The sequence below is a fragment of the Pseudomonas sp. C32 genome, from assembly GCF_030417915.1.
Lineage (GTDB): Bacteria > Pseudomonadota > Gammaproteobacteria > Pseudomonadales > Pseudomonadaceae > Aquipseudomonas.
On the sequence record NZ_JAUHUK010000004.1, the window covers coordinates 78821 to 104381 of the forward strand.

The following is a 25561-nucleotide window of genomic DNA, read 5'->3' on the forward strand; positions in this document are numbered from 1 at the left end:
GGTTGAATGCAATGGCGGACGGTTTTTCATGCGCGGCCGGGAGTGGGTTTCAAAACCGGCATTCAGCGCACCAGGCACGGCTTCTTGTTATCGAACGTCCAGCCCGGAATCAAAAACTGCATCGCCACGCTGTCGTCCCGCGCACCCAGGCCCATGCCTTTATAGAGTTCATGGGCCTTGGCCACTTGATCCATGTCCAGCTCAACGCCCAGCCCCGCTTTCTGCGGCACCTGCACGCAGCCATCGACAATTTGCAGCGGCGCCTTGGTCAGGCGCTGACCGTCTTGCCAGATCCAGTGAGTGTCGATGGCGGTGATTTCGCCCGGCGCAGCGGCCGCAACGTGGGTGAACATCGCCAGGGAAATGTCGAAGTGATTGTTGGAGTGCGAGCCCCAGGTCAGGCCCCATTCGTGGCACATCTGCGCCACGCGCACCGAGCCCTGCATGGTCCAGAAGTGTGGATCGGCCAACGGGATGTCGACCGACTGCAACTGGATCGCATGACCCATTTCACGCCAGTCGGTGGCGATCATGTTGGTCGCGGTTTTCAGGCCCGTGGCGCGACGGAATTCGGCCATGACTTCGCGCCCCGAATAACCGTTCTCCGCACCGCATGGGTCCTCGGCGTACGCCAGAACGTCGTGTTGGTCACGGCACAGGCGAATCGCTTCCTTCAGTGACCACGCGCCATTCGGGTCGAGGGTAATGCGCGCATCGGGGAAGCGTTCGGCGAGGGCGGTGACCGCTTCGATTTCGGCATCGCCGGCGAGCACACCGCCCTTGAGCTTGAAGTCCTTGAAGCCATATTTCGCGTGGGCCGCGACCGCCAGACGGACAACACCTTCGGCGGTCATGGCTTTCTCGTGACGCACGCGGAACCAGTCGTTGTCGGCGTCCGGTTCGCTGCGATAGGCGAGGTCGGTTTCGTTGCGATCACCGACGTAGAACAGGTAGCCGAGCATCTTCACTTCATCGCGCTGTTGACCTTCGCCGAGCAGGGCGGCGACCGGCACATCCAGATGCTGGCCGAGCAAATCGAGCAGGGCGGCTTCAAGGCCGGTAACAGCATGAATGGTGATGCGCAGGTCGAAGGTCTGTAAACCGCGACCACCGGCATCGCGGTCGGCGAAGGTCTGGCGCACCTGATTGAGAATTTTCTGGTAGGTGCCGATCGGGCTGCCGACCACCAGGCTGCGTGCGTCTTCCAGGGTTTGGCGAATGCGCTCGCCGCCCGGTACTTCGCCGACGCCGATGTGGCCGGCGTTGTCCTTGAGAATGACGATGTTGCGGGTGAAAAACGGGCCGTGTGCGCCGCTCAGGTTAAGCAGCATTCCGTCGTGGCCGGCCACCGGAACAATCTGCATGCTGGTGATGATCGGGGCCTTGGCGATTTCTTGTACGGTCATTTGTTTATCCTTTCAGGCGTGACGTGGCGCAGTTTTGGCCGATTCGACGGCAGGCGCGGATTTGGGTTTGTTGCGGGCGGCGAAGACGATGATCGCGGCGATGATCGACGTTGCGGCCAGGCCGTAGAGCCCGCCCTGAATCGAACCGGTGCGTTCTTCCAGCAGGCCGAACGTGGTCGGCGCGACAAAACCGCCCAGGTTGCCCACCGAGTTGATCAGCGCGATGACGCCCGCAGCGATGCGCGCATCCAGATAGGCCTGGGGAATTGGCCAGAACAGCGACGATGCCGATTTGAAACCCAGCGCCGCAAAGCAGATCGCCACGAAAGCGAAGACTGGCCCACCGGTGGTGGACATGAACATCCCGGCCGCTGCAATCAACAGCGCCGCGGCAACCCAGGCTTGCTGGTGCTTCCATTTGCCCGACAGCGTGGCGAAGGCGTACATGCCGATGATCGACAGCAACCACGGAATCGAGTTGAACATCCCGACCTGGAAGTCGCTGAGGTCGCCCATCTTCTTGATGATGCTCGGCAGCCAGAACGTCGCGGCGTAGATGGTCAATTGGATGAAGAAGTAGATCACGCAGAACAGGATGATCTGCCGGTCCTTGAGCAGCTTGCCCAGCGACGGTTTGATCGGAGTCGCGGCTTCGCGGGCCAGTTGTTCGTCGTCGATGGCTTTGACCAAGGCGTCCTGTTCGGCGCGGGTCAGCCATTTGGCATCGTGGGGTTTGGAGTCCAGCCAGAACCAGACAAAGGCGCACAACCCGACCGAGAACATGCCCTCGATGAAGTACATCCATTGCCAGCCGTGCATGCCCAGGCCGCTGATTTGCAGAAGCAACCCGGACAACGGGCCGGAGATCAGCGAGGCAATCGCCGAGCCACTGAGGAATATCGCGATCGCCTTGCCGCGCTCCACGCCGGGCAACCAGCGAGTGAAGTAATAAATCACCCCGGGGAAGAAACCGGCTTCAGCCACGCCCAGCAGAAATCGCAGGATGTAGAAGTGGGTTTCGTTCTGGATAAAGGCCATGCCCGCAGCGACAAGGCCCCAGGTCAGCATGATGCGGGTCAGCCAGATACGTGCGCCGACTTTTTGCAGAAGGATGTTGGAGGGCACTTCGAACAGCGCGTACCCGATGAAGAACAGACCGGCACCGAGGCCGTAGGCGGCAGCACCGATGCCCAGGTCGTGTTCCATGTGGGCGCGGACGAAGCCGATGTTCACCCGGTCAATGTAATTGACGATGAACATGATGACGAACAGCGGCAAGACGTGACGTTTGACCTTGGCGATGGCGGACTTCAGCACCGAATTGGCGTTGTCGTTCATCCCGGAGATGGATGTATTCACTGCGTTTTCTCCCACTCGTTATTGTTATGCGGGGCGTGACGGATGCTGCGTTGTTGATAGACATCATACAACTAGGTTTTTTTGCTGTGCAAGCGTCTTTTCTCAATAAAATAGCGCTGATCGTGAAGTTTGTGAGGCTCGTTTTGGTCAGTGGTAATCTGATTTCAGGCGGTATTAATGCTGCTTGTTGAGTGTTGTCATACAAGCTGAGTGATGTTTTTCCAGAATTCCCATCCGGTGTGGTGCTACGATTCGGTAGCCCCGTTTTCCGGATATCCTCATGCAAGAAGATTTCGACGTGCCTGCCCGCAAGCGCACCCACAACCTGGCCCATGATCTGGTCGAGAAGCTGACCCAGAGCATCCTGCTTGGCCAGATGTCCCCCGGCGACAAGCTGCCGTCGGAGAACACCATCGTTCAGGAACACGGCGTCAGCCGTACGGTGGTGCGCGAAGCCATCTCAAAGTTGCAGGCGTCGGGGCTGGTGGAAACGCGGCACGGTATCGGCACGTTCGTGATCGAGCGTGCGCCGGAGCAGGGCTTACGGCTGAACGTCGATACCGCGCTGGGGGTGCGCAGTATTCTGGAGTTGCGCATGGGCCTGGAAACCCAGGCGGCGGCGCTGGCAGCAACGCGTCGCACCGATCAACAGTTGGCGCAAATGCGCGAAGCCCTCGACGACTATCAACGCCTGTTGGCCAACAATGACAGCTGTGTCGAGGCGGATCGGCGTTTTCATCTGTTGATCGCCGAAGCGACCGGCAATGTCTGCTTTACCGAAATCATGCAGCACCTGGGCAGCGCCATGATCCCGCGAACCCGGGTTAACGCCGCCGAGCGCGGCGCGGTGGATTTGAGCAAGCTTGGGGAACTGGCCAACCTTGAGCACGAGGCGATTCTCAACGCCATCAAACGCCAGGACCCGGACGCGGCGCGGGCGGCGATGTGGCTGCACCTGAGCAACAGCCTCGACCGGTTTTCGCCGAGCTGAGTCTGGCTGTTTTCAATGAGACGGAGTCATCGTTCATCGCGAGCTTGCGCGCGATGGCGTCGCACCTGAAAACGAAAAATCCGAATCAAGCTTCGGCCGCTTGAACCACTACCACCCGCCGCTCCAGATTCAGAGCCAGCACACTCGCCAACACCACCAGCGCACCGACCACAATCATCAGCGTCGGCCGCTCGCCCAGGGCAAACGACGCAATGACCATCGCCGTCGGCGGGGTCAGATAGAGCGTCATGGTCGCCCGGCTCAGGTCGACATGCGCCAGCACATACGCCCAGGCCAGGTACGCCAGCGCACTCGGAAAAATCCCCAGGGCAAACACCGCGAACTGCACGCGCAACGGCGCATTCATCACTTGGTCCGCCAGCCCCGGCAGGAAAAACAACAGCAACGCGGTCCCTGACCAGACTGTGTAGCAAACCAGCGTCAGTCCGTCATAACGCCCGGTGTGATGTTTTTGCAGGGCAAAGTACAGACTCCAGGACACCGCCGCCAACAGGATCAACAAACCGTGGGCATCGAGGCTGCCCAACCCGTGATCACCCGCCACCACAATCACCGCGCCGATCAGCCCGAGCAAGACACAACCCCAGCGCCACAGGCTCACCCGGTCCTTGAATACGAACCGCGCAATCAGGGTGCTGAACAACGGAGTCGTCTGCGCCAGGACACTCGACGCGCCGGCGCTGACCCCTTGTTGCCCGAAGTTGATCGCTACGTGATGCAGGCTCACCGCGAAGAACCCCAACCCGAACAGCAGCGGCAAATCGCGGAGGGCCGGCAGGCGGATGCCTTTGTATATCGCGACCACGGCCATGAACCCTGACGCAATCAGAAAGCGCAGCAGCGCCAGATGCCCGGGCTCGTAGGCTTGCAAACCGATATGAATACCGGTTGGGGAATACCCCCAGCAAGACACGACAAACGCCATGGCCAGAATGATTTTCAGAGGGGAAACGTGGGCGGATATGAGCGGCGTCATGGTCGTGCACCTGTGGGCGGATGCGGCCAGTATCAGAAGGCTCTTGGTTCACCACAACTGACTTATACTGCGCTAAACGTTCATTTTGGGTGATGTATGGAGTTGGCGCAGATTCGCATGTTCAAGACCGTGGCCGAGGAGGGCAGCATCGCGCGTGCCGCCGAGTTGCTGCATTGCGTGCCGTCGAACATCACGGCGCGGATCAAGTCGCTGGAAGCGGAGTTGGGTGTCGCACTGTTCCTGCGTGAGGGACGTGGACTGCGCATCAGTCCGTCGGGGCAAACCTTCCTGGCCTACGCCTCGAAAATTCTGGCGCTGGCCGCCGAAGCCAAGCGCGCCGTGGACCCTTCGGCGGAGCCGTCCGGCCCGTTGCGCATCGGCGCCATCGAGTCTTCGGCCACCGGTCGTTTGCCGCGGTTGCTGGCCAAGTTTCACAAGCGCTATCCGGCGGTGGCGCTGGAGTTGACCACCGGCAGTTGGGGCCAGTTGCTCGACGACACGCTGGGCCATCGGCTGGATGGCGCGATTGTCGCCGTGGATGTCGAGCGCTCGCACCTCAAGCGCACACCGATGTACCGCGAAGACCTTCTGCTGATTGCCTCGACGTCGCTGGGGCCGGTGCGCGACATGACGGATTTGCAGGACAAGACCGTGTTTATGTGGCCCCAGGGCTGTCCGTATCGGGCCGCGCTGGAGCATTGGCTGTTGCGGCAGGGGCTGGCGTTGCCGATTGTCAGCCTGGCCAGTTATGGCGCGATCGTCGGTTGCGTCAGTGCTGGCGCCGGGGTGGCGCTGGTGCCGAAAGGGATTTTCGATCAGTACGCCAAGGGCGCCGGTTGCGTGGGTTATGAGTTTTCCGAACTGACGGCCATCGAAAACCTGTTCTATTGGCACGAAAACGCCGGTGTGCACCCGGCGCGAGAGGCGTTTGTGGCGATGCTCCGCGAAGAGTTTGCCTGACGCAGAACCTGTAGGAGCTGGCTTGCCAGCGATAGCGATCGCCCCGTCACTACAATGTCGACTGGCAGGCCGCAATCGCTGGCAAGCCAGCTCCCGGGGAATTATGTTGCGTGGATATCGCGCATCAACAAGCCGAAGCTCAGATCCACCGCATCCGGTATCGGCAGGTAAACCGTGTGCCCATCACCCGGCGCCACTTCGATGGGCTCGCCTTTGCTGTTCTGCAATTGATGCAGATCGAAGTGGAAATTGCCTTTGGGTGTCATCAGTTCCATGTGATCGCCCAGGGCGAAGCGGTTCTTCACCTTCACCTCCGCCAACCGCTCGCGCCGCTCGCCGGTCAGTTCGCCGACAAATTGCTGCCGCTCCGACACCGAGCTGCCGTTCTGGTAGTTCTGGTATTCGTCATGCACATGGCGGCGCAGAAAGCCTTCGGTGTAGCCGCGTTGGGCGAGCGATTCCAGATCAGTCATCAGGCTGCGGTCGAACTCGAGACCGGCCACCGCGTCGTCGATTGCCCGGCGATACACCTGCGTGGTTCGCGCGCAATAAAAATGCGATTTGGTCCGTCCTTCGATTTTCAGCGAATGCACGCCCATCTGCGTCAAACGCTCGACATGCTGTACAGCGCGCAGGTCCTTGGCGTTCATGATGTACGTGCCGTGCTCGTCTTCGAACGCCGGCATCAGCTCGTCGGGGCGATTGGCCTCCTGCAGCAGGAACAGCTGCTCGGTGGGAGCGCCGATGCCCAGTGTCGGTTCCGGTTCGAAGTGTTGAACGATGTCCCCGACCAGGTTTTCCATGGCCGGTTGCGCCGCATATTTCCAGCGACAGGCATTGGTGCAACTGCCCTGGTTGGCATCGCGCTTGTTCATGTAGCCCGACAACAGGCAACGACCCGAATAGGCCATGCACAATGCGCCGTGGACGAACACTTCCAGCTCCATGGCCGGGACTTGCTGGCGAATCTCGGCGATCTCCTCCAGGGAGAGCTCCCGCGACAGGATGATCCGGCTCAAGCCCTGTAACTGCCAGAACTCGACACTGGCCCAGTTCACCGTGTTGGCTTGAACCGACAGATGAATCGGCATCTGCGGGTAGTGCCGGCGCACCAGCATGATCAGGCCGGGGTCGGACATGATCAACGCGTCCGGCGCCATGGCAATGATGGGGGCCAGGTCCTTGAGGAACGTTTTGAGTTTGGCGTTGTGCGGCGCGATGTTCACCACGACGTAGAAACGCTTGCCCTGGGCCTGGGCCTCGTGAATGCCGAGGGCCAGGTTGGCGTGATCGAATTCGTTGTTGCGCACCCGCAGGCTGTAGCGCGGCTGGCCGGCGTACACCGCATCGGCGCCGTAGGCGAAGGCGTAACGCATGTTTTTCAGGGTGCCGGCGGGGGCAAGCAGTTCCGGAGCAATGAGGTTCATGGTGAGTCGATCGCAAAAGCCGCGCAGGGTAAACGTCTTGGGCCTGGGTTTTATTGATCTGGATCTATGCTTTCTTCACCAACGGAGGGCACTCGTGCGCGCTGCGGTGGCCTAAGCATCAGGACGTACCTTTTACGTCCGGCGCACTGGCATGGATCGGACATGAACGAAGAATCGCTCAGAGACAAATCGTTGGCCATCTTGCTGTTTCTGGTGAGCATCGCGTTCATCTGGATACTGCTGCCGTTTTACGGCGCGGTGTTCTGGGCGGTGATCCTCGGGATCCTCTTTGCGCCCTTGCAACACCAACTGCAATTGAAGTTCGGTTGGCAGCGCAATCTCACGACGCTGCTCACATTGAGCATCTGTTTGCTGATTGCGATCCTGCCCGTGATTATCCTCGGTATTTTTCTGGTCCAGGAGGGTACCGAGCTTTACAGGCGCATTGAAAGCGGCGAGCTGGACATCGCCGGGTATGTGTTGCAGTTCAAGCACAGCCTGCCGCCTTATTTCCAGAATTTGCTCGACCGCTTCGACATGGGCGAGCTGAACGGGTTGCGCGAAAAAATCATCAAGAGCGCCATGTCCGGTAATGAGTTCGTCGCCACCCAGGCCTTCAGCTTTGGTCAGGGGACATTCGAATTCATCCTCAGTTTTTTCATCATGCTGTACATGCTGTTTTTCTTCCTGCGCGATGGTGCGGAGCTCGCACGCAAAGTGCGCATGGCCGTGCCGCTTGAGGAAAACCAAAAGCGCCGGTTGCAACTCAAGCTCAATCGCGTGGTGCGGGCCACAGTGAAGGGCAACCTGGTGGTGGCGATCACGCAGGGTGCATTGGGCGGTTTGATTTTCTGGTTTCTGGATATTCCCAGCGCATTGATCTGGGCGGTGTTGATGGCGTTTCTGTCGCTGTTGCCAGCGGTGGGGGCGGGGATTATCTGGGCGCCGGTCGCCGCGTTTTTCCTGCTCACCGGTGCGATCTGGCAAGGGGTGACGCTGGTATTGTTCGGCGTGTTTGTGATCGGCCTGGTGGATAACGTGTTGCGCCCGATCCTCGTGGGCAAGGACACCAAGATGCCGGACTACCTGATCCTGATCTCAACCATCGGCGGCCTGGCGATTTTTGGTTTGAACGGTTTCGTCATCGGCCCGTTGATTGCGGCCCTGTTCATGTCGAGCTGGGCCATTTTCATCGAAACCAAACCGCGGGTTCAGCTGCCTTAGGCGCTGATTTTTCCGGGCTGGCCGGTGCCGACCCGTTGCGACAGCACCTGGGCGTCGGGCAGCGAAGTGAGCGGGCCGCTGATGGGTTCGCCGTCCTGCATCAGGTACCAGCAGGCGAGCAGGCCCGATGCTCTGAGCGAGGCGGGAACGGCGCTGCCGATAACGGACATGATTTGAACCTGAGACATGCTGAGAACCTCCATCAATCTGTGGAGGTACCTTACGTTCGCGGGGCGGCAACGAAAAATCAACGCGTTTGATAGTGGACATTGATGCGACGGTGGGCAAACGACCGGCTGTCGCTCAGTCGACCACCTGATCGAGCAAATGGACCACTTCCTGCTCATTGAGCAGACCTTTACGCACCAGGCTCTGGGTCAGCAGCGAGAGAAACTTGGCGTTTCGGTGACCTTCCAGGTGCTTGAGCTCGGTCAGTACGTTGTACACCTTGCTGGAGGTGCACAGACCGACAATGCGGTGCGGGTTTTGCGTGGGCATGGCGTCGTCCTTGTTGTTGGTTTTGACAGACAAGCCCGAGCTTGCGGACCTGACATGACAGAAATATGACCGCTTGCTACCGCACGGCAGAAACAGTGACGAATCAGTCTTGCCAATTTGCGTCTACCGCGCATTCCTGAGAGCGACCTCGACGAGATTTATCCAGACCTTGTGGCGAGGGAGCTTGCTCCCTCGCCACAGGTTCAACGTTGCAATCAAGCGGTCAGCATTTTCTGATGTACCTGTTACCAGCGGCCGTATCCGCGATGCGGGCCATAGTAGTAGCCGCGTGGCGGGCCGTAATAACCACGAGGTGGGCCGTAGTAAACCGGGGCCGGTCGGTAATAGATGGGTTGTTGCACGTAGACCGGGGCCGGCTGGTAGTAAACCGGAGGCGGCGGTGCGTAATAAACCGGCGCGGGTTGGGCGTAGACCGGTTGCGGCGCGACATACACCGGTCGATTCGCGTTGATGAGGGCCGAACCGACGATGGCAGTACCGACAATTGCTCCGTATACCGCTGCGTCATTACCACCACCATGGGCTTGCGCCTGACCTGCGATCGCGAGTGCGCCGATCAGCAAGGCAACTGTGGGGATTTTACGGATCATGATAGTTCCTCGTTACTTCGCCCCGGCGCTTGTGTCTGCGATAGACATAAGGATTGTCGTGGGGATACCTCTAAGACAGCTTTTTTTTGCAAATCAGCACAGCCGTTGGGTAAATATTGTGTAAGGTCTGTACCGGTTTGCAGACGGTCGAGAGAGGCCGCAAACAGCTGCATAAACATGATCGATCAGAACCGATGGGCTGGCTAATCCCGTCCATCCGAAAGTGCGTTTGAAGGAGATTTCCATGCAGATGAACCCCAACAAAGACACCCAGTTGTGCATGTCGCTTTCAGGGCGGCCTGGGAACTTTGGCTTGAGATTTCACAATCATCTGTATGAGCAACTGGGCCTGAATTTTTACTACAAGGCCTTTGCCAGCCAGGACCTGCCGGGTGCAGTCGCTGGCATTCGAGCGCTACGGATCCGTGGGTGCGGCGTGTCGATGCCTTTCAAGGAAGATTGCATTGCCCTGGTCGATGAGCTGGATGCATCGGCGGCCGCCATTCAATCGATCAACACAATCGTCAACACCGACGGTCATCTCAAGGCCTACAACACCGACTACATCGCCATCGCTCAATTGCTCCAGACCCACGAAGTGCCCAAGGACTCGACCTTCGTCCTGCGTGGCAGCGGCGGCATGGCCAAAGCGGTGGCCAGTGCCCTGCGTGACGGCGGCTACACCCATGGTCTGATCGTGGCCCGCAACGAGCGCGCAGGGCAGGCATTGGCGCAATCGTTGGGATATGAATGGCAAGCGGAGCTGGGAGAGCGGCGCCCGCAGATGCTGATCAATGTCACACCGATCGGCATGACCGGTGGCCCTGAGGCTGATCAACTGGCCTTCGAAGAGGATGCCATCGCGCAGGCTGAAACGGTCTTCGACGTGGTGGCGATTCCCTCGGAGACACCGCTGATCGTGCGCGGTCGTGCCGAAGGCAAACGGGTGATCACCGGGCTCGAAGTCATCGCCATCCAGGCGCTGGAGCAGTTTGTGTTGTACACCGGCGTGCGGCCGACTGAGGAGCAGTTTCGCAAAGCGGTGGAATTTGCCCGGAGTTGAACCGGTATTGACTGTACGGACGCCATCGCGAGCAAGTTTGCTCCTACAGGTGTGCACCGCAAGCCTGCTCGAGATGGCGGCGGTGCATCCAGCATTAAAGTGACTGAAAGCTCACTCTATTCCAGTCGCTCCAACCGCTCTTCCAACGCCGCAATCCGTGCTTCCAGCTCTTCGATCCGTTCAATTGAAACGCCGCTGCCCGAACTGCGCTCCGACGGGTTCTGTCGGGCCGAGAGAATCGCTTCGATATCTGCCGGATCACCCAATGCGTGGGTATAACGATCTTCACGCTGGCCAGCCTGGCGCGGGATCAATACCGCCAGACCTCGCGCAATCAAACGCTCTAGCTGATGCACCACTTGTTCGGTGTCTTCAAACTCATGCATGCGACCACTGCGGGTCAGCAGTTCGTTGACCGTCTGCGGGCCGCGCAGGAACATCAAACCCGTCAGAATCACCTGCGCCGGCACCAGCTCCAGCGCCTTGTCCACCTTGTGCTCCCAGCGGTCGGCGCGGCTGCCCATCACCAGCTTGGCGAAACCACGTCCCTCAAGGGCGCGCAGGCTCTGCCCGACCTGGCCGGGGGTGAGGTTCATCACCGGCTCGCGGCTGGTCTTCTGGTTGCAGGCGGTTACCAGGGCGTTGAGCGTCAGCGGATAGGTTTCCGGGCTGGTGGCCTGTTTTTCGATCAACGAACCCAGAATGCGGATTTCCGTGCTGCTGAGCCGTGGCTCGTCGAAGGTTTGCTCTTGATCAGTGCTCATCGCGCTTTCCCTATGCCGTCGAAGCAGCCTAGCCTAATCCTTGCAGGATAAAAGACAAGCCGCAGGCCGGTCCGGGATGGCTATAATCGGCCCACGTTTCCTCCCGTCACCACACGAGACCTGCCATGACCATTTCCCTGTACGACGCTTCGGTGCCTGTTTTCCAGCAAATGCTCAACGCCCTGAGCGATGTGCTGAAGAAAGCCGAAGCCCACGCCACCGCCAAGAACATCGACCCGAACGCCTTCCTGCAAGCGCGCCTGTTCCCGGACATGTTCCCGCTGGTACGTCAGGTGCAGATCGCCGTTGACTTCAGCAAAGGCGTATCCGCGCGTCTGGCCGAAATCGAACTGCCGAAGTACGACGACACCGAAACCACCTTCGCCGAGCTGCAAGCGTTGATCGCCAAGGTCCTTGCCTTCATCGGCGAGATCAAGCCAGAGCAGATCAATGGCAAGGAAGGCATCGAGATCGTCACCCGTCCGGGCACGCCTAAAGAGAAGCGCTTCTCCGGTCAGGCTTACCTGCTGACCTACGGCCTGCCGCAGTTCTTCTTCCACGTCACCACCACTTACGCACTGCTGCGCCACAACGGCGTGGAAGTGGGCAAGCGCGATTACATGGGCGCGTTCTAAACCGCCCAGCTACAAAAAAGCCCGCCAAGGTTTGCGCCTTGGCGGGCTTTTTTTGTGCTTTCTGTGGACGCCCGGCTCATTGGAGATGGCAGCCTCAAGCCGTTCCTTTGTAGGAGCCAGGCTTGCCGGCGATGGCGGTCTTAAGTGCGCCATCGCCGGCAAACCGGGCTCCTACAGGATTTGTGTCAGGCCAGACGTTCGGCTTTCTGCTCTTCACCCAGGCAAGCCGCCGCGGTGAACAACACATCGGTGGACGAGTTCAGCGCGGTTTCCGCCGAGTCCTGCAACACACCAATGATGAAACCGACCGCCACCACCTGCATGGCGATTTCGCTCGGGATGCCGAACAGGCTGCACGCCAGCGGAATCAGCAGCAGCGAACCGCCTGCCACACCCGAGGCGCCACAGGCGCAGATTGCGGCAACGACGCTGAGCAGAATGGCCGTTGGAATGTCCACGGCGATCCCCAGCGTGTGCACGGCGGCGAGGGTCAGCACGGTGATGGTGATCGCGGCGCCAGCCATGTTGATGGTCGCGCCCAATGGGATCGACACCGAGTAAGTGTCTTCGTGCAGGCCCAGACGCTTGCTCAATTCCAGGTTGACCGGAATGTTCGCCGCCGAACTGCGGGTAAAGAACGCGGTGATGCCGCTCTCGCGCAGGCAGGTCAGCACTAGCGGGTACGGGTTGCGACGCAGTTTCCAGAACACGATCAGCGGGTTCATCACCAGTGCCACGAACAGCATGCAGCCCAGCAGCACGGCCAGCAGGTGAGCGTAACCGATCAACGCGCCGAAACCGGAGGTGGCCAGGGTCGAGGCCACCAGACCGAAAATACCCAGCGGGGCAAAGCTGATGACCAGGCGCACGATCACGGTCACGCCATTGGACAGGTCGCCCAGCACTTCGCGAGTGGTGTTGCCCGCGTGGCGAATGGCGATGCCCATGCCGATGGCCCAGGCGAGAATGCCGATGAAGTTGGCATTCATCAGCGCACTGACGGGGTTATCGACCACGCTCAGCAGCAGACTTTGCAGCACTTCACCGATACCACCCGGTGCCGTCACCGCGACGTCCTGAGTCGACAGCACCAGGCTCGACGGAAACATCATACTGGCCACCACCGCGACCACCGCGGCGGCGAAAGTGCCCAGCAGATAAAGGAACAGAATCGGCCGGATATGAGTTTCCTGGCCGTGCTTGTGGTTGGCGATGGAGGCCATGACCAGCACAAACACCAGAATCGGCGCGACCGCTTTCAGCGCGCAGACAAACACTTTGCCGATAAACGCAGTCGACTTCGCCGCTTCAGGCGCAATCAAGGCCAGGACAATACCGGCGATAAGGCCGATCACGATTTGCGTGACCAGGCTCAGGCGTTTCAGGCGGAGCAGTAGAGGAGGGGATGAAGCAGTCATAAAACGGCATCTCTGAATTTTTATAAGTGCGTGGTTTCACCGTGGTTGCAGCAACAAACGGGGCAGGCCGCAGGCGGGAAACCGAAAAGGAAACACTGGGTGTACGTTTTTCAGGGCGCGGACTTTATCACAGCGTAGGCAGGATCTTTCAGACCTGTGACGAACTGCCACCATGGCAATCAACGCGAAATGCAGGTTCGTGCAACCGCCTGTGGAAGCACTCTGTTAAGATTCGCCATCCTCATTTTCATCTCTGCCAGTGGGCCTTCGGGCTATCGCTGGTGTCGTCGTTTTTTCTGGAGTTCTGCATGCTGTTGCCGATTCTTCTGTTGTCCGCCGCCGGTTTTACGGTGCTGACCACGGAATTCATCATCGTTGGCCTGTTGCCGGCGATTGCCCGGGATCTGGACGTCAGCATCCCGCAAGCGGGTTTACTGGTGACCCTGTTCGCCCTCACCGTCGCCGCATTCGGGCCGTTCCTTACCGCGTATTTCTCCCGCTTCGAGCGGCGCAAGCTGTTCATCTCGGTGTTGATCCTGTTCGGTATGGCCAACGCGGTCGCGGCGCTGGCACCGAATATCTGGGTGATGGCGTTTGCCCGATTGGTCCCGGCGCTGGGGCTGCCAGTGTTCTGGGCCTTGGCCAGCGAGACGGCGGTGGACATCGTTGGGCCGGACTATGCCGGGCGCGCCGTTGCCAAGATCGGCTTCGGCATCGTCTGCGCCACGGTATTCGGCATTCCGGTGGGCACGCTGATTTCGGATGCATTCGGCTGGCGCAGTGCGTTCGGCATTCTGGCGGTCATCGCTTTCGCCAAGGCGTTGCTGCTGTTTATCTATTTGCCGAAAACCAACTTGCACCAGCATCAGGTGAGCTTTCGCTCGCAATTCAGCATCCTGCGCAGCCCGCTGATACTCGGGCACATCTTGCTATCGGTCGTGGTGTTCAGCGGCATGTTCACCGCGTACACCTATCTGGCCGATATTCTTGAGCGGCTCGCCGGTTTCAATGGCACGGTGGTTGGCTGGTGCCTGATGGGTTTCGGTGCGGTCGGGCTGATCGGCAACTCGTTGGGCGGTCGCGCGGTGGATCGTCACCCGCTGGTGGCATCGATGATGTTCTGCGCGTTCATGATCGCCGGCCTGGTGGCGCTGGTGCCGAACATTCATTCGCCCGTCGGGCTGGCGGCGGCAATGGGCATCTGGGGCGTGACTCAGGCCGCGCTGTTCTTGGTCAGCCATGTGCGCTTGATGAAAGTCGCGCCGGAAGCGCCGGCATTCGCCGCGTCCTTGAACATTGCCGGGGCCAACTTCGGCATCGGCCTGGGCGCCATGATCGGCGGGCGGGTGATCGACAGCGTTGGCCTGCAAGGTCTTGGCTTCGCGGCGGCCGGTTTTATCCTCGCCTCGATCCTGCTGGCAATTGCGCTGATGTCGTTCAAAGCTCGCGAAGTCTGTGCCTGAAACGTCACAACTCGGTAAACAACTGGCGTCGGGCACCTTCGGTAATGGCGACGATGCCGGGGTGCTTGACCTTGCGTTCGACCGAAATGGCGTAGAACGACTCCGTCACCGCGTCGGTCTGGCCAATCACCGCCACGCCGCATTGGCGTTTCACTTCATCGGCAATCACGCTCGGGCCAATGAAAATCCCGCTGCCGGATTGGCCGAAGGCCTGCATCAAGGCGCTGTCGTCGAACTCACCGACAATCTGCGGCTGGATCTGCTGCTCGGCGAACCAACGCTGCAAACGGCTGCGCACCACGGTTTCCGGACCGGGGATCAACAACGGCGCACCGTGCAGGTTACGCGGGAAATCTTCGCCGTAACGGGCGGCGAGTTCCGGAGTGGCGAAAAAGCTGATCCCGCATTCCCCCAGCTTCTGGCTATAACCCTTGATGTCCAGGTGCGACGGCATCGGGCTGTCGGAAATCACCAGGTCCAGGCGCTGGATCGCCAGGTCGGCGAGCAGGCGCTCCAGTTTGTCTTCGCGGCAGGTGATACGCAGCGGCTCGCTCAGTTCCATGGTCGGTGCGATCAGGCGATAAACGATGGATTTGGGGACAACGTCGGCGACGCCAACGCGAAACAGGATTTGCTGTTCATTGGGTTGGGCGCGCAACATCAACTCCAGTTCGCCCCCCAGCTGAAACATTTGTTCGGCGTAGGGCAGGGTCTGCCGACCGGCCTCGGTGAGTTCCAGTTGCCGACCAACCCGGCGAAACAACTCGATGCCATAGGTCTGTTCCAGCAGTGAAATCTGCCCGCTGATCGTTTGCGGCGTGAGGTTCAGCTGTTCACAGGCGCGCACGATGCTGCCGGTTTTGGCCACCACCCAGAAGTAATGCAGTTGCCGATAGTTGAGCATGGCTGAGTTCTCCCGTAGGAGCTGCCGCAGGCTGCGATCTTTTGATGTTGATTTAAAAACAAGATCAAAAGATTGCAGCCTTCGGCAGCTCCTATATTCGTAAAAACCGAAGTATACATGGCAAAAATACGAATTTTCCTGAAGTGTTTGTCCCCCTAGAATGCATCGCTATTAACGGGCCATCGTTTCGGCCTCGTTTGTTCTATCGAGGAAAACATCATGAAGGTTAAAGCCACGGCACTGCTGATTACGTCTTTACTGGTACTGGCCGGTTGCGACCAGGCCGAGAAAAGCGCTCAACAATTGATGGGCAAGGCTGCCGAAAGCGCCAAACAGGCGATTGACGATACCCACAAAGCCGCCGAGCAAGCGCTCAGCGATGCCACGGGCAGTTTGATCAGCAAGAAAGAATCAACGGAAAAAGATGCGGAAAAAACCGAATCTTCTTCCCAGGAAATCTAAACGTCTTACAACGAGTCAGGACTGACCCATGGAATACCTTTTACAACTTGCCGCCAGCCCCGCTGCCTGGGTCGCTTTGTCGACGCTGATCGTGATGGAAATCGTGCTTGGCATCGATAACCTGATCTTCATCTCGATCCTGACCAACAAACTGCCCCTGAAAAATCGGCAGAAGGCACGCCGTATCGGTATCGGCATGGCTTTGATCCTGCGCCTGGGCTTGCTGAGCACCATCGCCTTCATCGTCCAGTTGACCGCGCCGGTGATCGAGATACTCGGCCATGCGCTCTCCTGGAAGGACATGATCCTGATTGCCGGTGGCCTGTTCCTGTTGTGGAAGGCAACCTCCGAGATCCATCACAGCATGGACCCGGCGCCAGAAGATCCGAAGTCGGCGACATCGACCGTGACCCTGGGTTTTGCTGCGGCGATCGGTCAGATCCTGATGCTGGACATGGTGTTCTCCATCGACAGCATTATTACCGCTGTCGGCATGACCGAGCATTTGCCGATCATGGTCATCGCAGTGGTGGTGTCGGTGCTGGTGATGTTGTTCGCGGCTGATCCGCTGGCCAAGTTCATCAACGACAACCCGACCGTGGTGATGTTGGCCCTGGGCTTCCTGATCATGATCGGTATGACGCTGATCGCCGAAGGCTTCGGGGCCCACGTACCGAAAGGTTACGTCTATGCGGCGATGGCATTCTCGGCGACAGTCGAGGTGCTGAACATACTGCGTCGCAACCGGCATCAGCGCTTGGCTGCTGAAGCCTGATCCTCGCTAAATGAAACGGCCGCCTGGACTCCAAGGGAGTACAGGCGGCCGTTTTTGTTTGTGTCCCGTTAAAAAATCGTCAGTGTGCGCTGGCGTGTGAAACCGGCGATTCTTCGTTTTTCGCCAGCGGCGCTGACTGAACAGGGTGGTGATGGTGGCGGCGGGTAACTCGCAGAACCCCCCATAACATGGCGGCGGCGACGGCCAGCCAACCGGAAATCAACATCACGATGGTCATTGCCAGGCTCATCTGTGCCTCCTCTTTGCCCTGCTGCGGGCGCACTCGCTGTGCTTCTGCTCTTTAGAACACAGTCTAGCCGTTGCTGTATTTCAGGCTATTGACCAAAGGTCGGCTACCACCAACCAGTTCGCTCTATCCAATACACTCAACTACCGTTTAAGGCTATACCGACGCCGCGCCGCCCCCTATGATCGTCGGCCAAGCCGGGAATGGGATTGCCTGGCAACTGAATAAGAGAGTGATGATGGTGCGAGTGATTTCTCGAACGCTATCGGTGGCGCTGATCGTGGCCAGCCTGGCGGGTTGTGCGGGGAGCGTTGATCCGCAGGTCAAACGCCTGCCGGAGCGTGTCGAGCTCAGTGGTCGTTTCTACAAAGGCGTCGCGAACCAGAGCGGGCCGCAAGTGCTGGCGAGCATGTTGTCCCAGCAGGGGATCGTGATCACGCCGGGCCTGCTCGATAAGCCTTTGCATTTGCCGGGCGCAGAAGCGCAGCTGCAACAGAACATGCAAAACCTTGCTCGTGAATATGGAATGGTTGTTTATCCACTCGACAGTAATCTGCCCGCCTTGTTGACCCAGGTGGCGGCCGGTTATCCGGTGATGGTGCGCTTCACGGAAGGCTCTGTGATGTGGACCGAGCCTCGTTACGCGATTCTTTCCGGATACAATCGCCAGAAACAGACCGTCCTGCTGCGGGCCGGCATGAATCGAAACACGCGGATGAGCTTCAGCTCGTTCGAATCAGCGTTCAAGGACGCTGGCGGTTGGGCGGTCTTGATCCAGAGCCCGACGCAAATCCCGGCCCAGGTCGATCAACAGCGCTGGCTCAAGGCCGCGAACGACCTGGCCCAGGCCGGTCAGGAACAGGCGGCCGCCAAAGCTAAACAAGCCTTGGCCGGACAGTAACTCCGTTCGTCACCTGCCGGGCACCTGCGCCCGTTAACAACCTCTGATCTGTACAGGCCCGAATTGTTTCGGGCCATACGATCAGGAGGCGCCCATGGCTCATTCCACTACGCCCGAGGGCCCACACTCGTCTGAACAGTCTTCCGGGGATGAACTTGGTTTCGACCCCGACTCTCCGGATCTGGCTGATCCTCAAGTCGATCCCACAGGTCCGGCCAAAGCGCCGCGGGATATAAAACCGGGCGACAACTCCAAGGTTCCGGCGAAGCCCTACGATCCCCTTGGCGATCTGAAACCACGGACTTGATGGAGGTGTGTATGTCTACCGATTCGAGTTTCGATGACAAGCGTCCGGAAACGGTTCCTACCACTCCCGAGCAAGACCCTGACCCGGTGATGGACCCGAACAGCCCGTTACGCGATCCGCTGGTGCGGCCAACGGTGGTGCCGACTGAGCATCCAAAGGGATGGCGAGATCCGAGCACTGGCGACGGTATTCCGGATGATGACCAGATGCCGCTGCCTAATGATTAATCGCTAGAAAAAACTGTGGCGAGGGAGCCTGCTTCTGCTGGACAGCGTAGCTGTCCCATGGGGCCGCTTCGCAGCTCAGCGGGAGCAGGCTCCCTCACCACAGGTTCGTGTCGCGTTGTTACTTCGAGGCTTCAACCACGCCGCTCTGGCGTTGCTTGAGGTTTTTGTCCGATTTGTACTGCAACGCTACGGACGGCACCGTCGCGCTGTTGCCGGTTTCGACCCATTTGCGAATGCGCGTGGCATCGGCGAAGTGGGTGTACTTGCCGTATGCGTCAAGAATGACCAGCGCAACCGGGCGGTTAGCCATATGGGTCACCAGCACCAGGCAGTGACCAGCAGCGTTGGTAAAACCGGTCTTGGTCAGTTCGATGTTCCAGTTCGGCTTGTTGACCAGGTGATCGGTGTTGCGAAAACCCAGGCTGTAATTGGGTTTGCGGAACGACACGGTTTTTTGTTTGGTGGTGCTCAGCTCTGTCAGCAAGGGGTGCTTGTGCGCGGCGACCAATAGCTTGCTCAGGTCGCGCGCGGTGGAGACGTTGCGCGGAGACAGGCCGGTCGGTTCGACAAAGTGCGTGCTGGTCATGCCCAGTGCCCTTGCCTTGGCGTTCATGGCGGCAATAAACGCTACGTAGCCGCCCGGATAGTGGTGGGCCAGGCTCGCGGCGGCACGGTTCTCCGAAGACATCAGCGCAATCAGCAACATTTCCCGGCGTGGCATCTCGCTGTTGAGCTTGACCCGGGAAAACACGCCCTTCATTTCCGGGGTGTCACTGATGTTGATGTTGATGTACTCGTCCATATTTTGGCGGGCTTCGACCACCACCAGACCGGTCATCAACTTGCTGACGGAAGCGATGGGTACCACCACGTCCGGGTTATTGGCATAGATGACTTTGTTGGTCTGTAAATCCACCAGCAAAGTGCTGCCGGACGCGAGCTTGAGTCGTGTGTTGTCCCGCGGCGCCGCGGTCGTTTCGCCAGCGCTGGCGATTGGCGTGATGAGAATCCCTGTAACGGCAAACAATAGGCTCAGGATAGAGAGGCGGATTTTCACGCTGGCAGACTCATAAGGTGTTGATAAGCCGTTTGTAACGGGCTATTTCTCAAAAGCGCGACATTCTGGAGTATGGCTGAATAACTGTCGATGGTTGTTCAACTAACAGGTGAAAGTCCTTGGAAACATGAAAAAAACGTCATTTTCCGGCGGATGGTCGATCTTTTTTTTCAGGCAAAAAAAACCCCGCGATGGGCGGGGTTCTCTTCATGCCAATCTGCAACTCAGCTGTGCAGTGTTTCAGCTGCGTACAGCGTGTTTTCCAGCAGGCAGGCGCGGGTCATCGGGCCAACGCCGCCCGGCACCGGCGTGATCCAGCCTGCGCGGGGCAGGGCGGTTTCGTAGATCACATCGCCCACCAGCTTGCCGTCTTCCTGACGGTTGATGCCGACGTCGATCACGATCGCGCCTTCCTTGATCCACTCACCCTTGACCAGGCCCGGTTTGCCGGCCGCGACCACGACCAGATCGGCGCGACCCACGTGGCCGGCCAGATCCTTGGTGAAGCGGTGGGTGACGGTCACGGTGCAACCGGCCAGCAACAGCTCCATCGCCATCGGACGACCAACAATGTTGGACGCGCCGACAACGACTGCATTCATCCCGTACAAATCGGCACCGGTGCTTTCCAGCAAGGTCATGATGCCTTTAGGGGTGCAAGGACGCAGCAGTGGAATGCGCTGGGCCAGGCGACCGACGTTATAAGGATGGAAGCCGTCGACGTCCTTGTCTGGACGAATGCGCTCCAGCAATTTGGAGGCGTCCAGATGCTCTGGGAGTGGAAGCTGAAGGAGAACGCCGTCAATTGCCGGGTCGTCGTTCAAACGATCGATCAGATCGGTCAGCGCTTCTTGAGTGGTTTCGGAAGGCAGGTCATAAGCTTGAGAAAGGAAGCCGACCTCTTCACAGTCTTTACGCTTGTGCGAGACATAAACCTGAGAGGCAGGATCGCTGCCGACCAGGATCACCGCGAGGCCCGGTGTGCGCAGGCCTTGCTGGCGACGCTCGGTGACGCGTAGGGCGATCTGCTGGCGCAGGCTGGCGGCGATCGATTTGCCGTCGATAAGTTGTGCAGTCATTGCGCGTGATTAACCATCGAGAGGGGAAAAAAAGAGAACGCATTCTCGCATGTCATGAGGTGAGGGCAAAGGCGCTTGGTCTGCAAATTCCTCTAACCCCTTTAATTAAATGAATTTTTTATAAAAAGGATTTGACGACCTCCGGGGCGCTCTATACTATTCGTCGCACTTGTCGGGCACAGCCTAGCACTGGTTGAGAAGGTCGAGCGGAATCACAGTTCTGCAAGACCGAAAAGCACTTAGTTTGTAGTCCTTCAAGGTTACAGCTAACAAGGCGCCCGTAGCTCAGCTGGATAGAGCATCCGCCTTCTAAGCGGATGGTCGCAGGTTCGAGTCCTGCCGGGTGCGCCATTAGGCAGCTTTGGCACAAGTAACGCGATATGGTGGGCGTAGCTCAGTTGGTAGAGCACGGGATTGTGACTCCCGTTGTCGTGGGTTCGATCCCCATCGTCCACCCCATATTTCGAAAGGCGCCAGATTAACAGTCTGGCGCCTTTGCTTTAAAAGCTTCAATCCGCGGATGTGGTGGAATTGGTAGACACACTGGATTTAGGTTCCAGCGCCGCGAGGCGTAAGAGTTCGAGTCTCTTCATCCGCACCAAATAAAGCTTCGCTCATGTCGGTTGGCATGAATGGGGTTTCACAAGGAAGTCGTTCATTCTTTGTAATGCAATATGGTGGGCGTAGCTCAGTTGGTAGAGCACGGGATTGTGACTCCCGTTGTCGTGGGTTCGATCCCCATCGTCCACCCCATATTCCGAAAGGCGCCAGATTTAACAGTCTGGCGCCTTTTTTGTTTTAGTGGCTGCAGGTTCTGAGTCGCAGCGGCGGGGCGTTTCGTCGTATTTATGTTTCTCGATGATGCCGCGCTGCCCGCCGGCCTTGCTTGCAAGATCGGCTGTCAGGGAGATGATTGGCAGTCTCTTCTATATATAGAAGGGGTGGCGCAGAGCCCTGGCGTGATTGGCTGTAATTGCCATCGGGGCGAGGTGCATTCGTGCATTCGCACCTATAAATTGCCTGCTGCGTTTTTACCCGTTTTCAGTAGGGTGACTTCTTGAGTTTGACCCACTAGAATGCATGCCCTTGATTCTGGGGTCGGAAACGGCCGGCTAACGTCTGTGCAACGAGGAATATCCATGCAAGTTTCTGTTGAAAATACTACTGCTCTTGAGCGCCGCATGAGCGTCACCGTGCCGGCTGAGCGCATCGAGACTCAGGTCAACAAGCGTCTGCAGCAGACCGCCCAAAAGGCCAAGATTGCTGGCTTCCGTCCAGGCAAAGTGCCAATGAGCGAAATCAAGCGCCGTTTCGGTGCTGACGCTCGTCAGGAAGCTGTAGGCGACGTGATCCAGTCTTCTTTCTACGAAGCTGTGGTTGAGCAGAAGCTGAACCCGGCTGGTTCGCCGTCGATCGAGCCAAAATCCCTGGAAGCTGGCAAGGACCTGGAATACGTAGCCGTATTCGAAGTGTTCCCTGAGTTCACCGTTGCCGGTTTCGAAGGCATCACTGTCGAGCGCCTGAGCGCCGAAGTGACTGACGCCGATCTGGACAAGATGCTGGACGTCCTGCGCAAGCAGAACACCCGTTTCGAAGTGGCCGATCGCGCTGCCCAGAACGAAGACCAGCTGAACATCGATTTCGTCGGCAAGGTTGACGGTGAAGTGTTCGCCGGTGGTTCCGCCAAGGGCACTCAGCTGGTGCTGGGTTCCGGTCGCATGATCCCTGGCTTCGAAGAAGGCCTGGTTGGCGCTAAAGCTGGTGAAGAACGCGTTCTGAACCTGACTTTCCCAGAGGACTACCAGAACCTCGACCTGGCTGGCAAAACCGCCGAGTTCACCGTAACCGTGAACACCGTTTCCGAGCCTAAGCTGCCTGAGCTGAACGAAGAATTCTTCGCTCAATTCGGCATCAAGGAAACCGGCCTGGAAGGCTTCCGCACCGAAGTTCGCAAGAACATGGAGCGCGAGCTGCGTCAGGCGATCAAATCCAAGGTCAAGAATCAGGTAATGGACGGTCTGCTGGCCACCAACCCGATCGAAGTGCCAAAGGCTCTGCTGTCCAACGAAGTTGACCGTCTGCGCGTGCAGGCTGTTCAGCAGTTCGGCGGCAACATCAAGCCTGACCAACTGCCGGCCGAGCTGTTCGAAGAGCAAGCCAAGCGCCGCGTAGTGCTGGGTCTGATCGTGGCTGAAGTGGTCAAGCAATTCGACCTCAAGCCTGACGAAGCCCGCGTTCGCGAGATGATTCAGGAAATGGCTTCGGCCTACCAGGAGCCTGAGCAAGTTGTGTCCTGGTACTACAAGAACGACCAGCAGCTGAACGAAGTTCGTTCTGTTGTGCTGGAAGAGCAAGTTGTGGATACTGTTCTGCAGAAAGCTAGCGTGACCGACAAGTCGGTCTCTTACGAAGAAGCAGTCAAGCCGGTAGAAGCACCACAAGCCGACTGATCTTTCTTGCGGTAAGAAGCACACACCATAAGCCAGCTCTCGAGCTGGCTTATGCGTATTCAAGACATAACTATTTGGGAGTGACTGCAGAGCATGTTCCGTAATTCGTATATTCAGCAGAACTCTGATATCCAGGCCGCAGGCGGCCTGGTCCCGATGGTTGTCGAGCAGTCCGCTCGTGGCGAGCGCGCCTATGACATCTACTCGCGTCTCCTCAAGGAGCGAGTGATCTTTCTGGTTGGTCCGGTAGAGGACTACATGGCCAACCTGATCTGTGCGCAGCTGCTGTTCCTTGAAGCGGAAAACCCGGACAAGGACATCCATCTCTATATCAACTCCCCGGGCGGTTCGGTGACGGCGGGTATGTCGATCTACGACACCATGCAGTTCATCAAGCCTAACGTGTCGACCACCTGTATCGGTCAGGCGTGCAGCATGGGCGCGTTCCTGCTGACGGCCGGTGCTCCTGGCAAGCGTTTCTGCCTGCCTAACTCGCGTGTGATGATTCACCAGCCACTGGGCGGCTTCCAGGGGCAGGCATCGGATATCGAAATCCATGCCAAGGAAATCCTCTTCATTCGTGAGCGTCTCAACACGCTGATGGCCAAACACAGCGGCCGTACGCTTGAAGAAATCGAGCGCGATACCAACCGCGATAACTTCATGAGTGCAGAAGCCGCGCGTGAGTATGGGCTGATCGATGAAGTCATCACCCAGCGCCCCGCTTAAATTAAGCAGCTCAAAATAAGGTTGGTCGGCGGGTCCGATCACCAGCGGGCTTGAAAAAGCCCGCAATAGCCTTCATCTTGTGTTGCAAGCCTATCGGATTTGGATCGAACGAATGACTGACACCCGCAACGGCGAGGACAACGGCAAGCTGCTCTATTGCTCCTTCTGTGGCAAAAGCCAGCATGAAGTACGCAAATTGATTGCCGGCCCCTCGGTCTTTATCTGCGACGAGTGCGTCGACCTGTGCAACGACATCATCCGTGAGGAGGTGCAGGAAGCCCAGGCCGAAAGCAGCGCGCATAAATTGCCTTCGCCTAAAGAAATCAGCGGCATCCTTGATCAGTACGTGATTGGTCAGGAGCGTGCAAAAAAGGTTCTGGCCGTAGCGGTGTACAACCACTACAAGCGCCTGAACCAGCGTGACAAAAAGAATGACGACGTCGAACTCGGCAAAAGCAACATTTTGCTGATCGGCCCGACAGGCTCGGGTAAGACCCTGCTTGCCGAAACACTGGCCCGTTTGCTGAACGTTCCGTTCACCATCGCCGACGCAACCACCCTCACCGAGGCGGGTTACGTGGGTGAAGATGTCGAGAACATCATTCAGAAGCTGCTGCAGAAGTGCGATTACGACGTAGAAAAAGCCCAGATGGGTATTGTCTACATCGACGAAATCGACAAGATTTCCCGCAAGTCTGACAACCCGTCAATCACCCGGGACGTTTCCGGTGAGGGCGTGCAGCAGGCCTTGCTCAAGTTGATCGAAGGCACGGTCGCTTCCGTACCGCCTCAAGGTGGCCGCAAGCATCCGCAGCAGGAATTCCTGCAGGTCGACACCCGTAATATCCTGTTCATCTGCGGCGGTGCGTTCTCTGGTCTTGAGAAAGTCATTCAAAACCGTTCCACCAAGGGTGGCATCGGTTTCAACGCAGAAGTGCGCAGCAAGGAAGAAGGCAAGAAGGTTGGTGAGTCCCTGCGTGAAGTCGAGCCTGACGATCTGGTCAAGTTCGGTCTGATCCCTGAATTCGTTGGTCGTCTGCCGGTTCTTGCAACGCTGGACGAGCTTGACGAGGCTGCGCTGATGCAGATCCTCACCGAGCCGAAGAATGCTCTGACCAAGCAGTATGCCAAGCTGTTCGAGATGGAAGGCGTTGATCTGGAGTTCCGTTCCGACGCTCTCAAGTCGGTCGCCAAACGTGCCCTGGAACGCAAAACCGGTGCCCGTGGCCTGCGCTCGATTCTCGAAGGTGTATTGCTCGACACTATGTATGAGATCCCCTCGCAGTCCGAGGTGAGCAAAGTAGTGATCGATGAAAGCGTAATTGAAGGCAAATCCAAGCCACTGTATATCTACGAAAACAGTGAGCCGACTGCCAAGGCCGCGCCAGACGCTTAAGCGTCACGCAGCTGAAATAAAGAAGGGGCCTTCGGGCCCCTTTGCTATTGTGGGCCCCGTATGGGGCCGGCTTTGCCTGTGATCGCGGCCTGACAGGCGGCTTTTTCGGTCGTGCCCGGGCCACCGCAGGCAGCATTCTTTTAACTGGTACTTTTATCAGCTTGTTTTTTTCCAAAGCAGCCCCCATCTTGGTTTCAAGCTTACTTCCATC

General features: G+C 58.4%; 27 protein-coding genes and 4 tRNA genes. 18 read left to right on the forward strand and 13 right to left on the reverse strand.

Annotated elements, in window-relative coordinates:
• Positions 1-62: 62 nt before the first annotated feature.
• Together gudD and QYH43_RS05860 are read right to left on the reverse strand one after the other, a co-directional pair.
• Positions 63-1406, reverse strand: coding sequence for a glucarate dehydratase (gene gudD, locus QYH43_RS05855; RefSeq protein WP_301156628.1), 1344 nt, complete (start codon positions 1404-1406; stop codon positions 63-65).
• 12 nt (positions 1407-1418) lie between these two features.
• Entirely contained in the window at positions 1419-2765 is a 1347-nt protein-coding gene (locus tag QYH43_RS05860) for an MFS transporter (RefSeq protein ID WP_301156629.1), read from the reverse strand.
• A gap of 280 nt (positions 2766-3045) precedes the next feature.
• Here QYH43_RS05860 and QYH43_RS05865 point away from each other — a divergent pair, with 280 nt between their 5' ends.
• Complete coding sequence (locus QYH43_RS05865) at positions 3046-3756, forward strand: FadR/GntR family transcriptional regulator (protein WP_301156630.1); 711 nt, start codon at positions 3046-3048, stop codon at positions 3754-3756.
• 85 nt (positions 3757-3841) lie between these two features.
• Here QYH43_RS05865 and QYH43_RS05870 read toward each other — a convergent pair whose 3' ends face one another.
• Positions 3842-4753, reverse strand: coding sequence for a DMT family transporter (locus QYH43_RS05870; protein ID WP_301156631.1), 912 nt, complete (start codon positions 4751-4753; stop codon positions 3842-3844).
• A gap of 96 nt (positions 4754-4849) precedes the next feature.
• On the opposite strand from QYH43_RS05870, the gene QYH43_RS05875 reads away from it, so the two are divergent.
• Positions 4850-5713: a LysR substrate-binding domain-containing protein gene (locus QYH43_RS05875; protein ID WP_301156632.1), complete on the forward strand. Its 864-nt coding sequence runs from the start codon at positions 4850-4852 to the stop codon at positions 5711-5713.
• 101 nt (positions 5714-5814) lie between these two features.
• Here QYH43_RS05875 and yegQ read toward each other — a convergent pair whose 3' ends face one another.
• Positions 5815-7140: a tRNA 5-hydroxyuridine modification protein YegQ gene (gene yegQ / locus QYH43_RS05880; protein WP_095059670.1), complete on the reverse strand. Its 1326-nt coding sequence runs from the start codon at positions 7138-7140 to the stop codon at positions 5815-5817.
• Positions 7141-7302: 162 nt separating this feature from the next.
• Here yegQ and QYH43_RS05885 point away from each other — a divergent pair, with 162 nt between their 5' ends.
• Positions 7303-8364 (forward strand): AI-2E family transporter, encoded by a 1062-nt coding sequence (locus QYH43_RS05885; RefSeq protein WP_301156633.1) that lies wholly within the window; start codon positions 7303-7305, stop codon positions 8362-8364.
• Here QYH43_RS05885 and QYH43_RS05890 read toward each other — a convergent pair.
• The 3 genes from QYH43_RS05890 to QYH43_RS05900 all read right to left on the reverse strand — a co-directional run bounded on the left by QYH43_RS05890 (position 8361) and on the right by QYH43_RS05900 (position 9473).
• Entirely contained in the window at positions 8361-8552 is a 192-nt protein-coding gene (locus tag QYH43_RS05890) for a hypothetical protein (RefSeq protein ID WP_095059668.1), read from the reverse strand. The genes QYH43_RS05885 and QYH43_RS05890 overlap by 4 nt on opposite strands.
• Positions 8553-8667: 115 nt before the next feature.
• Positions 8668-8862, reverse strand: coding sequence for a hypothetical protein (locus tag QYH43_RS05895; protein ID WP_095059667.1), 195 nt, complete (start codon positions 8860-8862; stop codon positions 8668-8670).
• A gap of 245 nt (positions 8863-9107) precedes the next feature.
• Positions 9108-9473, reverse strand: coding sequence for a hypothetical protein (locus QYH43_RS05900; protein ID WP_095059666.1), 366 nt, complete (start codon positions 9471-9473; stop codon positions 9108-9110).
• A 244-nt stretch (positions 9474-9717) separates the two neighbouring features.
• Between QYH43_RS05900 and QYH43_RS05905 the strand changes: the two genes are divergently transcribed.
• Positions 9718-10536: a shikimate 5-dehydrogenase gene (locus tag QYH43_RS05905; protein ID WP_301156634.1), complete on the forward strand. Its 819-nt coding sequence runs from the start codon at positions 9718-9720 to the stop codon at positions 10534-10536.
• Positions 10537-10652: 116 nt separating this feature from the next.
• Here the strand turns inward: QYH43_RS05905 and QYH43_RS05910 are convergent, their stop codons facing one another.
• Positions 10653-11300 carry a YceH family protein gene (locus QYH43_RS05910; protein ID WP_095059664.1) on the reverse strand — a complete coding sequence of 216 codons (648 nt, stop codon included), beginning with the start codon at positions 11298-11300 and terminating at the stop codon, positions 10653-10655.
• A gap of 125 nt (positions 11301-11425) precedes the next feature.
• Here QYH43_RS05910 and QYH43_RS05915 point away from each other — a divergent pair, with 125 nt between their 5' ends.
• A complete protein-coding gene (locus tag QYH43_RS05915) occupies positions 11426-11935 on the forward strand; it encodes a DUF1993 family protein (protein WP_095059663.1) in 510 nt (169 codons plus the stop codon).
• A gap of 185 nt (positions 11936-12120) precedes the next feature.
• Here the strand turns inward: QYH43_RS05915 and sstT are convergent, their stop codons facing one another.
• Entirely contained in the window at positions 12121-13353 is a 1233-nt protein-coding gene (gene sstT, locus QYH43_RS05920) for a serine/threonine transporter SstT (protein ID WP_301156635.1), read from the reverse strand.
• A gap of 308 nt (positions 13354-13661) precedes the next feature.
• Between sstT and QYH43_RS05925 the strand changes: the two genes are divergently transcribed.
• Positions 13662-14816: an MFS transporter gene (locus tag QYH43_RS05925; protein ID WP_301156636.1), complete on the forward strand. Its 1155-nt coding sequence runs from the start codon at positions 13662-13664 to the stop codon at positions 14814-14816.
• 4 nt (positions 14817-14820) lie between these two features.
• Here QYH43_RS05925 and nhaR read toward each other — a convergent pair whose 3' ends face one another.
• A complete protein-coding gene (gene nhaR, locus QYH43_RS05930) occupies positions 14821-15720 on the reverse strand; it encodes a transcriptional activator NhaR (RefSeq protein WP_095059660.1) in 900 nt (299 codons plus the stop codon).
• A gap of 219 nt (positions 15721-15939) precedes the next feature.
• On the opposite strand from nhaR, the gene QYH43_RS05935 reads away from it, so the two are divergent.
• On the forward strand, positions 15940-16182 hold the full coding sequence (locus tag QYH43_RS05935) for a hypothetical protein (RefSeq protein WP_095059659.1): 243 nt from the start codon (positions 15940-15942) through the stop codon (positions 16180-16182).
• A 28-nt stretch (positions 16183-16210) separates the two neighbouring features.
• Complete coding sequence (locus QYH43_RS05940) at positions 16211-16957, forward strand: TerC family protein (RefSeq protein ID WP_095059658.1); 747 nt, start codon at positions 16211-16213, stop codon at positions 16955-16957.
• Between the two features lie 79 nt (positions 16958-17036).
• On the opposite strand, the gene QYH43_RS05945 is transcribed toward QYH43_RS05940, so the two are convergent.
• Positions 17037-17207: a hypothetical protein gene (locus QYH43_RS05945; RefSeq protein ID WP_301156637.1), complete on the reverse strand. Its 171-nt coding sequence runs from the start codon at positions 17205-17207 to the stop codon at positions 17037-17039.
• 178 nt (positions 17208-17385) lie between these two features.
• Between QYH43_RS05945 and QYH43_RS05950 the strand changes: the two genes are divergently transcribed.
• From QYH43_RS05950 to QYH43_RS05960, 3 genes are all read left to right on the forward strand, one after another.
• The gene (locus QYH43_RS05950; RefSeq protein ID WP_095059657.1) at positions 17386-18105 is read left to right on the forward strand and encodes a peptidase C39 family protein; all 720 of its coding nucleotides are present in this window, start codon (positions 17386-17388) and stop codon (positions 18103-18105) included.
• 94 nt (positions 18106-18199) lie between these two features.
• Positions 18200-18412, forward strand: a complete 213-nt coding sequence (locus QYH43_RS05955; protein WP_095059656.1) for a DUF6021 family protein — start codon at positions 18200-18202, stop codon at positions 18410-18412.
• Positions 18413-18423: 11 nt separating this feature from the next.
• Positions 18424-18639 (forward strand): hypothetical protein, encoded by a 216-nt coding sequence (locus QYH43_RS05960; RefSeq protein WP_095059655.1) that lies wholly within the window; start codon positions 18424-18426, stop codon positions 18637-18639.
• Positions 18640-18757: 118 nt separating this feature from the next.
• Here QYH43_RS05960 and pbpG read toward each other — a convergent pair whose 3' ends face one another.
• Both pbpG and folD read right to left on the reverse strand, forming a co-directional pair.
• A complete protein-coding gene (gene pbpG / locus QYH43_RS05965) occupies positions 18758-19696 on the reverse strand; it encodes a D-alanyl-D-alanine endopeptidase (RefSeq protein ID WP_095059654.1) in 939 nt (312 codons plus the stop codon).
• Between the two features lie 224 nt (positions 19697-19920).
• Positions 19921-20775 (reverse strand): bifunctional methylenetetrahydrofolate dehydrogenase/methenyltetrahydrofolate cyclohydrolase FolD, encoded by an 855-nt coding sequence (gene folD / locus QYH43_RS05970; RefSeq protein ID WP_095059653.1) that lies wholly within the window; start codon positions 20773-20775, stop codon positions 19921-19923.
• A 274-nt stretch (positions 20776-21049) separates the two neighbouring features.
• Between folD and QYH43_RS05975 the strand changes: the two genes are divergently transcribed.
• From QYH43_RS05975 to clpX, 7 genes are all read left to right on the forward strand, one after another.
• Positions 21050-21126: transfer RNA gene (locus tag QYH43_RS05975), tRNA-Arg, on the forward strand.
• Between the two features lie 32 nt (positions 21127-21158).
• Positions 21159-21234: transfer RNA gene (locus QYH43_RS05980), tRNA-His, on the forward strand.
• Between the two features lie 57 nt (positions 21235-21291).
• Positions 21292-21376 (forward strand) — tRNA-Leu (locus tag QYH43_RS05985).
• A 76-nt stretch (positions 21377-21452) separates the two neighbouring features.
• Positions 21453-21528: transfer RNA gene (locus tag QYH43_RS05990), tRNA-His, on the forward strand.
• 386 nt (positions 21529-21914) lie between these two features.
• Positions 21915-23225 (forward strand): trigger factor, encoded by a 1311-nt coding sequence (gene tig, locus QYH43_RS05995; RefSeq protein WP_095059652.1) that lies wholly within the window; start codon positions 21915-21917, stop codon positions 23223-23225.
• A gap of 93 nt (positions 23226-23318) precedes the next feature.
• Positions 23319-23954 (forward strand): ATP-dependent Clp endopeptidase proteolytic subunit ClpP, encoded by a 636-nt coding sequence (gene clpP / locus QYH43_RS06000; RefSeq protein ID WP_017339698.1) that lies wholly within the window; start codon positions 23319-23321, stop codon positions 23952-23954.
• Between the two features lie 112 nt (positions 23955-24066).
• Positions 24067-25350 (forward strand): ATP-dependent Clp protease ATP-binding subunit ClpX, encoded by a 1284-nt coding sequence (gene clpX / locus QYH43_RS06005; protein WP_007982210.1) that lies wholly within the window; start codon positions 24067-24069, stop codon positions 25348-25350.
• The last annotated feature ends 211 nt before the right edge of the window (positions 25351-25561 follow it).

Bases quoted from the DNA above. Each gene is read 5' to 3' on its own strand.
- gudD (WP_301156628.1), bottom strand. From the start codon at position 1,406: ATGACCGTACAAGAAATCGCCAAGGCCCCGATCATCACCAGCATGCAG.
- QYH43_RS05865 (WP_301156630.1), top strand. From the start codon at position 3,046: ATGCAAGAAGATTTCGACGTGCCTGCCCGCAAGCGCACCCACAACCTG.
- QYH43_RS05870 (WP_301156631.1), bottom strand. From the start codon at position 4,753: ATGACGCCGCTCATATCCGCCCACGTTTCCCCTCTGAAAATCATTCTG.
- QYH43_RS05875 (WP_301156632.1), top strand. From the start codon at position 4,850: ATGGAGTTGGCGCAGATTCGCATGTTCAAGACCGTGGCCGAGGAGGGC.
- yegQ (WP_095059670.1), bottom strand. From the start codon at position 7,140: ATGAACCTCATTGCTCCGGAACTGCTTGCCCCCGCCGGCACCCTGAAA.
- QYH43_RS05885 (WP_301156633.1), top strand. From the start codon at position 7,303: ATGAACGAAGAATCGCTCAGAGACAAATCGTTGGCCATCTTGCTGTTT.
- QYH43_RS05890 (WP_095059668.1), bottom strand. From the start codon at position 8,552: ATGTCTCAGGTTCAAATCATGTCCGTTATCGGCAGCGCCGTTCCCGCC.
- QYH43_RS05895 (WP_095059667.1), bottom strand. From the start codon at position 8,862: ATGCCCACGCAAAACCCGCACCGCATTGTCGGTCTGTGCACCTCCAGC.
- QYH43_RS05900 (WP_095059666.1), bottom strand. From the start codon at position 9,473: ATGATCCGTAAAATCCCCACAGTTGCCTTGCTGATCGGCGCACTCGCG.
- QYH43_RS05905 (WP_301156634.1), top strand. From the start codon at position 9,718: ATGCAGATGAACCCCAACAAAGACACCCAGTTGTGCATGTCGCTTTCA.
- QYH43_RS05910 (WP_095059664.1), bottom strand. From the start codon at position 11,300: ATGAGCACTGATCAAGAGCAAACCTTCGACGAGCCACGGCTCAGCAGC.
- QYH43_RS05915 (WP_095059663.1), top strand. From the start codon at position 11,426: ATGACCATTTCCCTGTACGACGCTTCGGTGCCTGTTTTCCAGCAAATG.
- sstT (WP_301156635.1), bottom strand. From the start codon at position 13,353: ATGACTGCTTCATCCCCTCCTCTACTGCTCCGCCTGAAACGCCTGAGC.
- QYH43_RS05925 (WP_301156636.1), top strand. From the start codon at position 13,662: ATGCTGTTGCCGATTCTTCTGTTGTCCGCCGCCGGTTTTACGGTGCTG.
- nhaR (WP_095059660.1), bottom strand. From the start codon at position 15,720: ATGCTCAACTATCGGCAACTGCATTACTTCTGGGTGGTGGCCAAAACC.
- QYH43_RS05935 (WP_095059659.1), top strand. From the start codon at position 15,940: ATGAAGGTTAAAGCCACGGCACTGCTGATTACGTCTTTACTGGTACTG.
- QYH43_RS05940 (WP_095059658.1), top strand. From the start codon at position 16,211: ATGGAATACCTTTTACAACTTGCCGCCAGCCCCGCTGCCTGGGTCGCT.
- QYH43_RS05945 (WP_301156637.1), bottom strand. From the start codon at position 17,207: ATGAGCCTGGCAATGACCATCGTGATGTTGATTTCCGGTTGGCTGGCC.
- QYH43_RS05950 (WP_095059657.1), top strand. From the start codon at position 17,386: ATGATCGTCGGCCAAGCCGGGAATGGGATTGCCTGGCAACTGAATAAG.
- QYH43_RS05955 (WP_095059656.1), top strand. From the start codon at position 18,200: ATGGCTCATTCCACTACGCCCGAGGGCCCACACTCGTCTGAACAGTCT.
- QYH43_RS05960 (WP_095059655.1), top strand. From the start codon at position 18,424: ATGTCTACCGATTCGAGTTTCGATGACAAGCGTCCGGAAACGGTTCCT.
- folD (WP_095059653.1), bottom strand. From the start codon at position 20,775: ATGACTGCACAACTTATCGACGGCAAATCGATCGCCGCCAGCCTGCGC.
- tig (WP_095059652.1), top strand. From the start codon at position 21,915: ATGCAAGTTTCTGTTGAAAATACTACTGCTCTTGAGCGCCGCATGAGC.
- clpP (WP_017339698.1), top strand. From the start codon at position 23,319: ATGTTCCGTAATTCGTATATTCAGCAGAACTCTGATATCCAGGCCGCA.
- clpX (WP_007982210.1), top strand. From the start codon at position 24,067: ATGACTGACACCCGCAACGGCGAGGACAACGGCAAGCTGCTCTATTGC.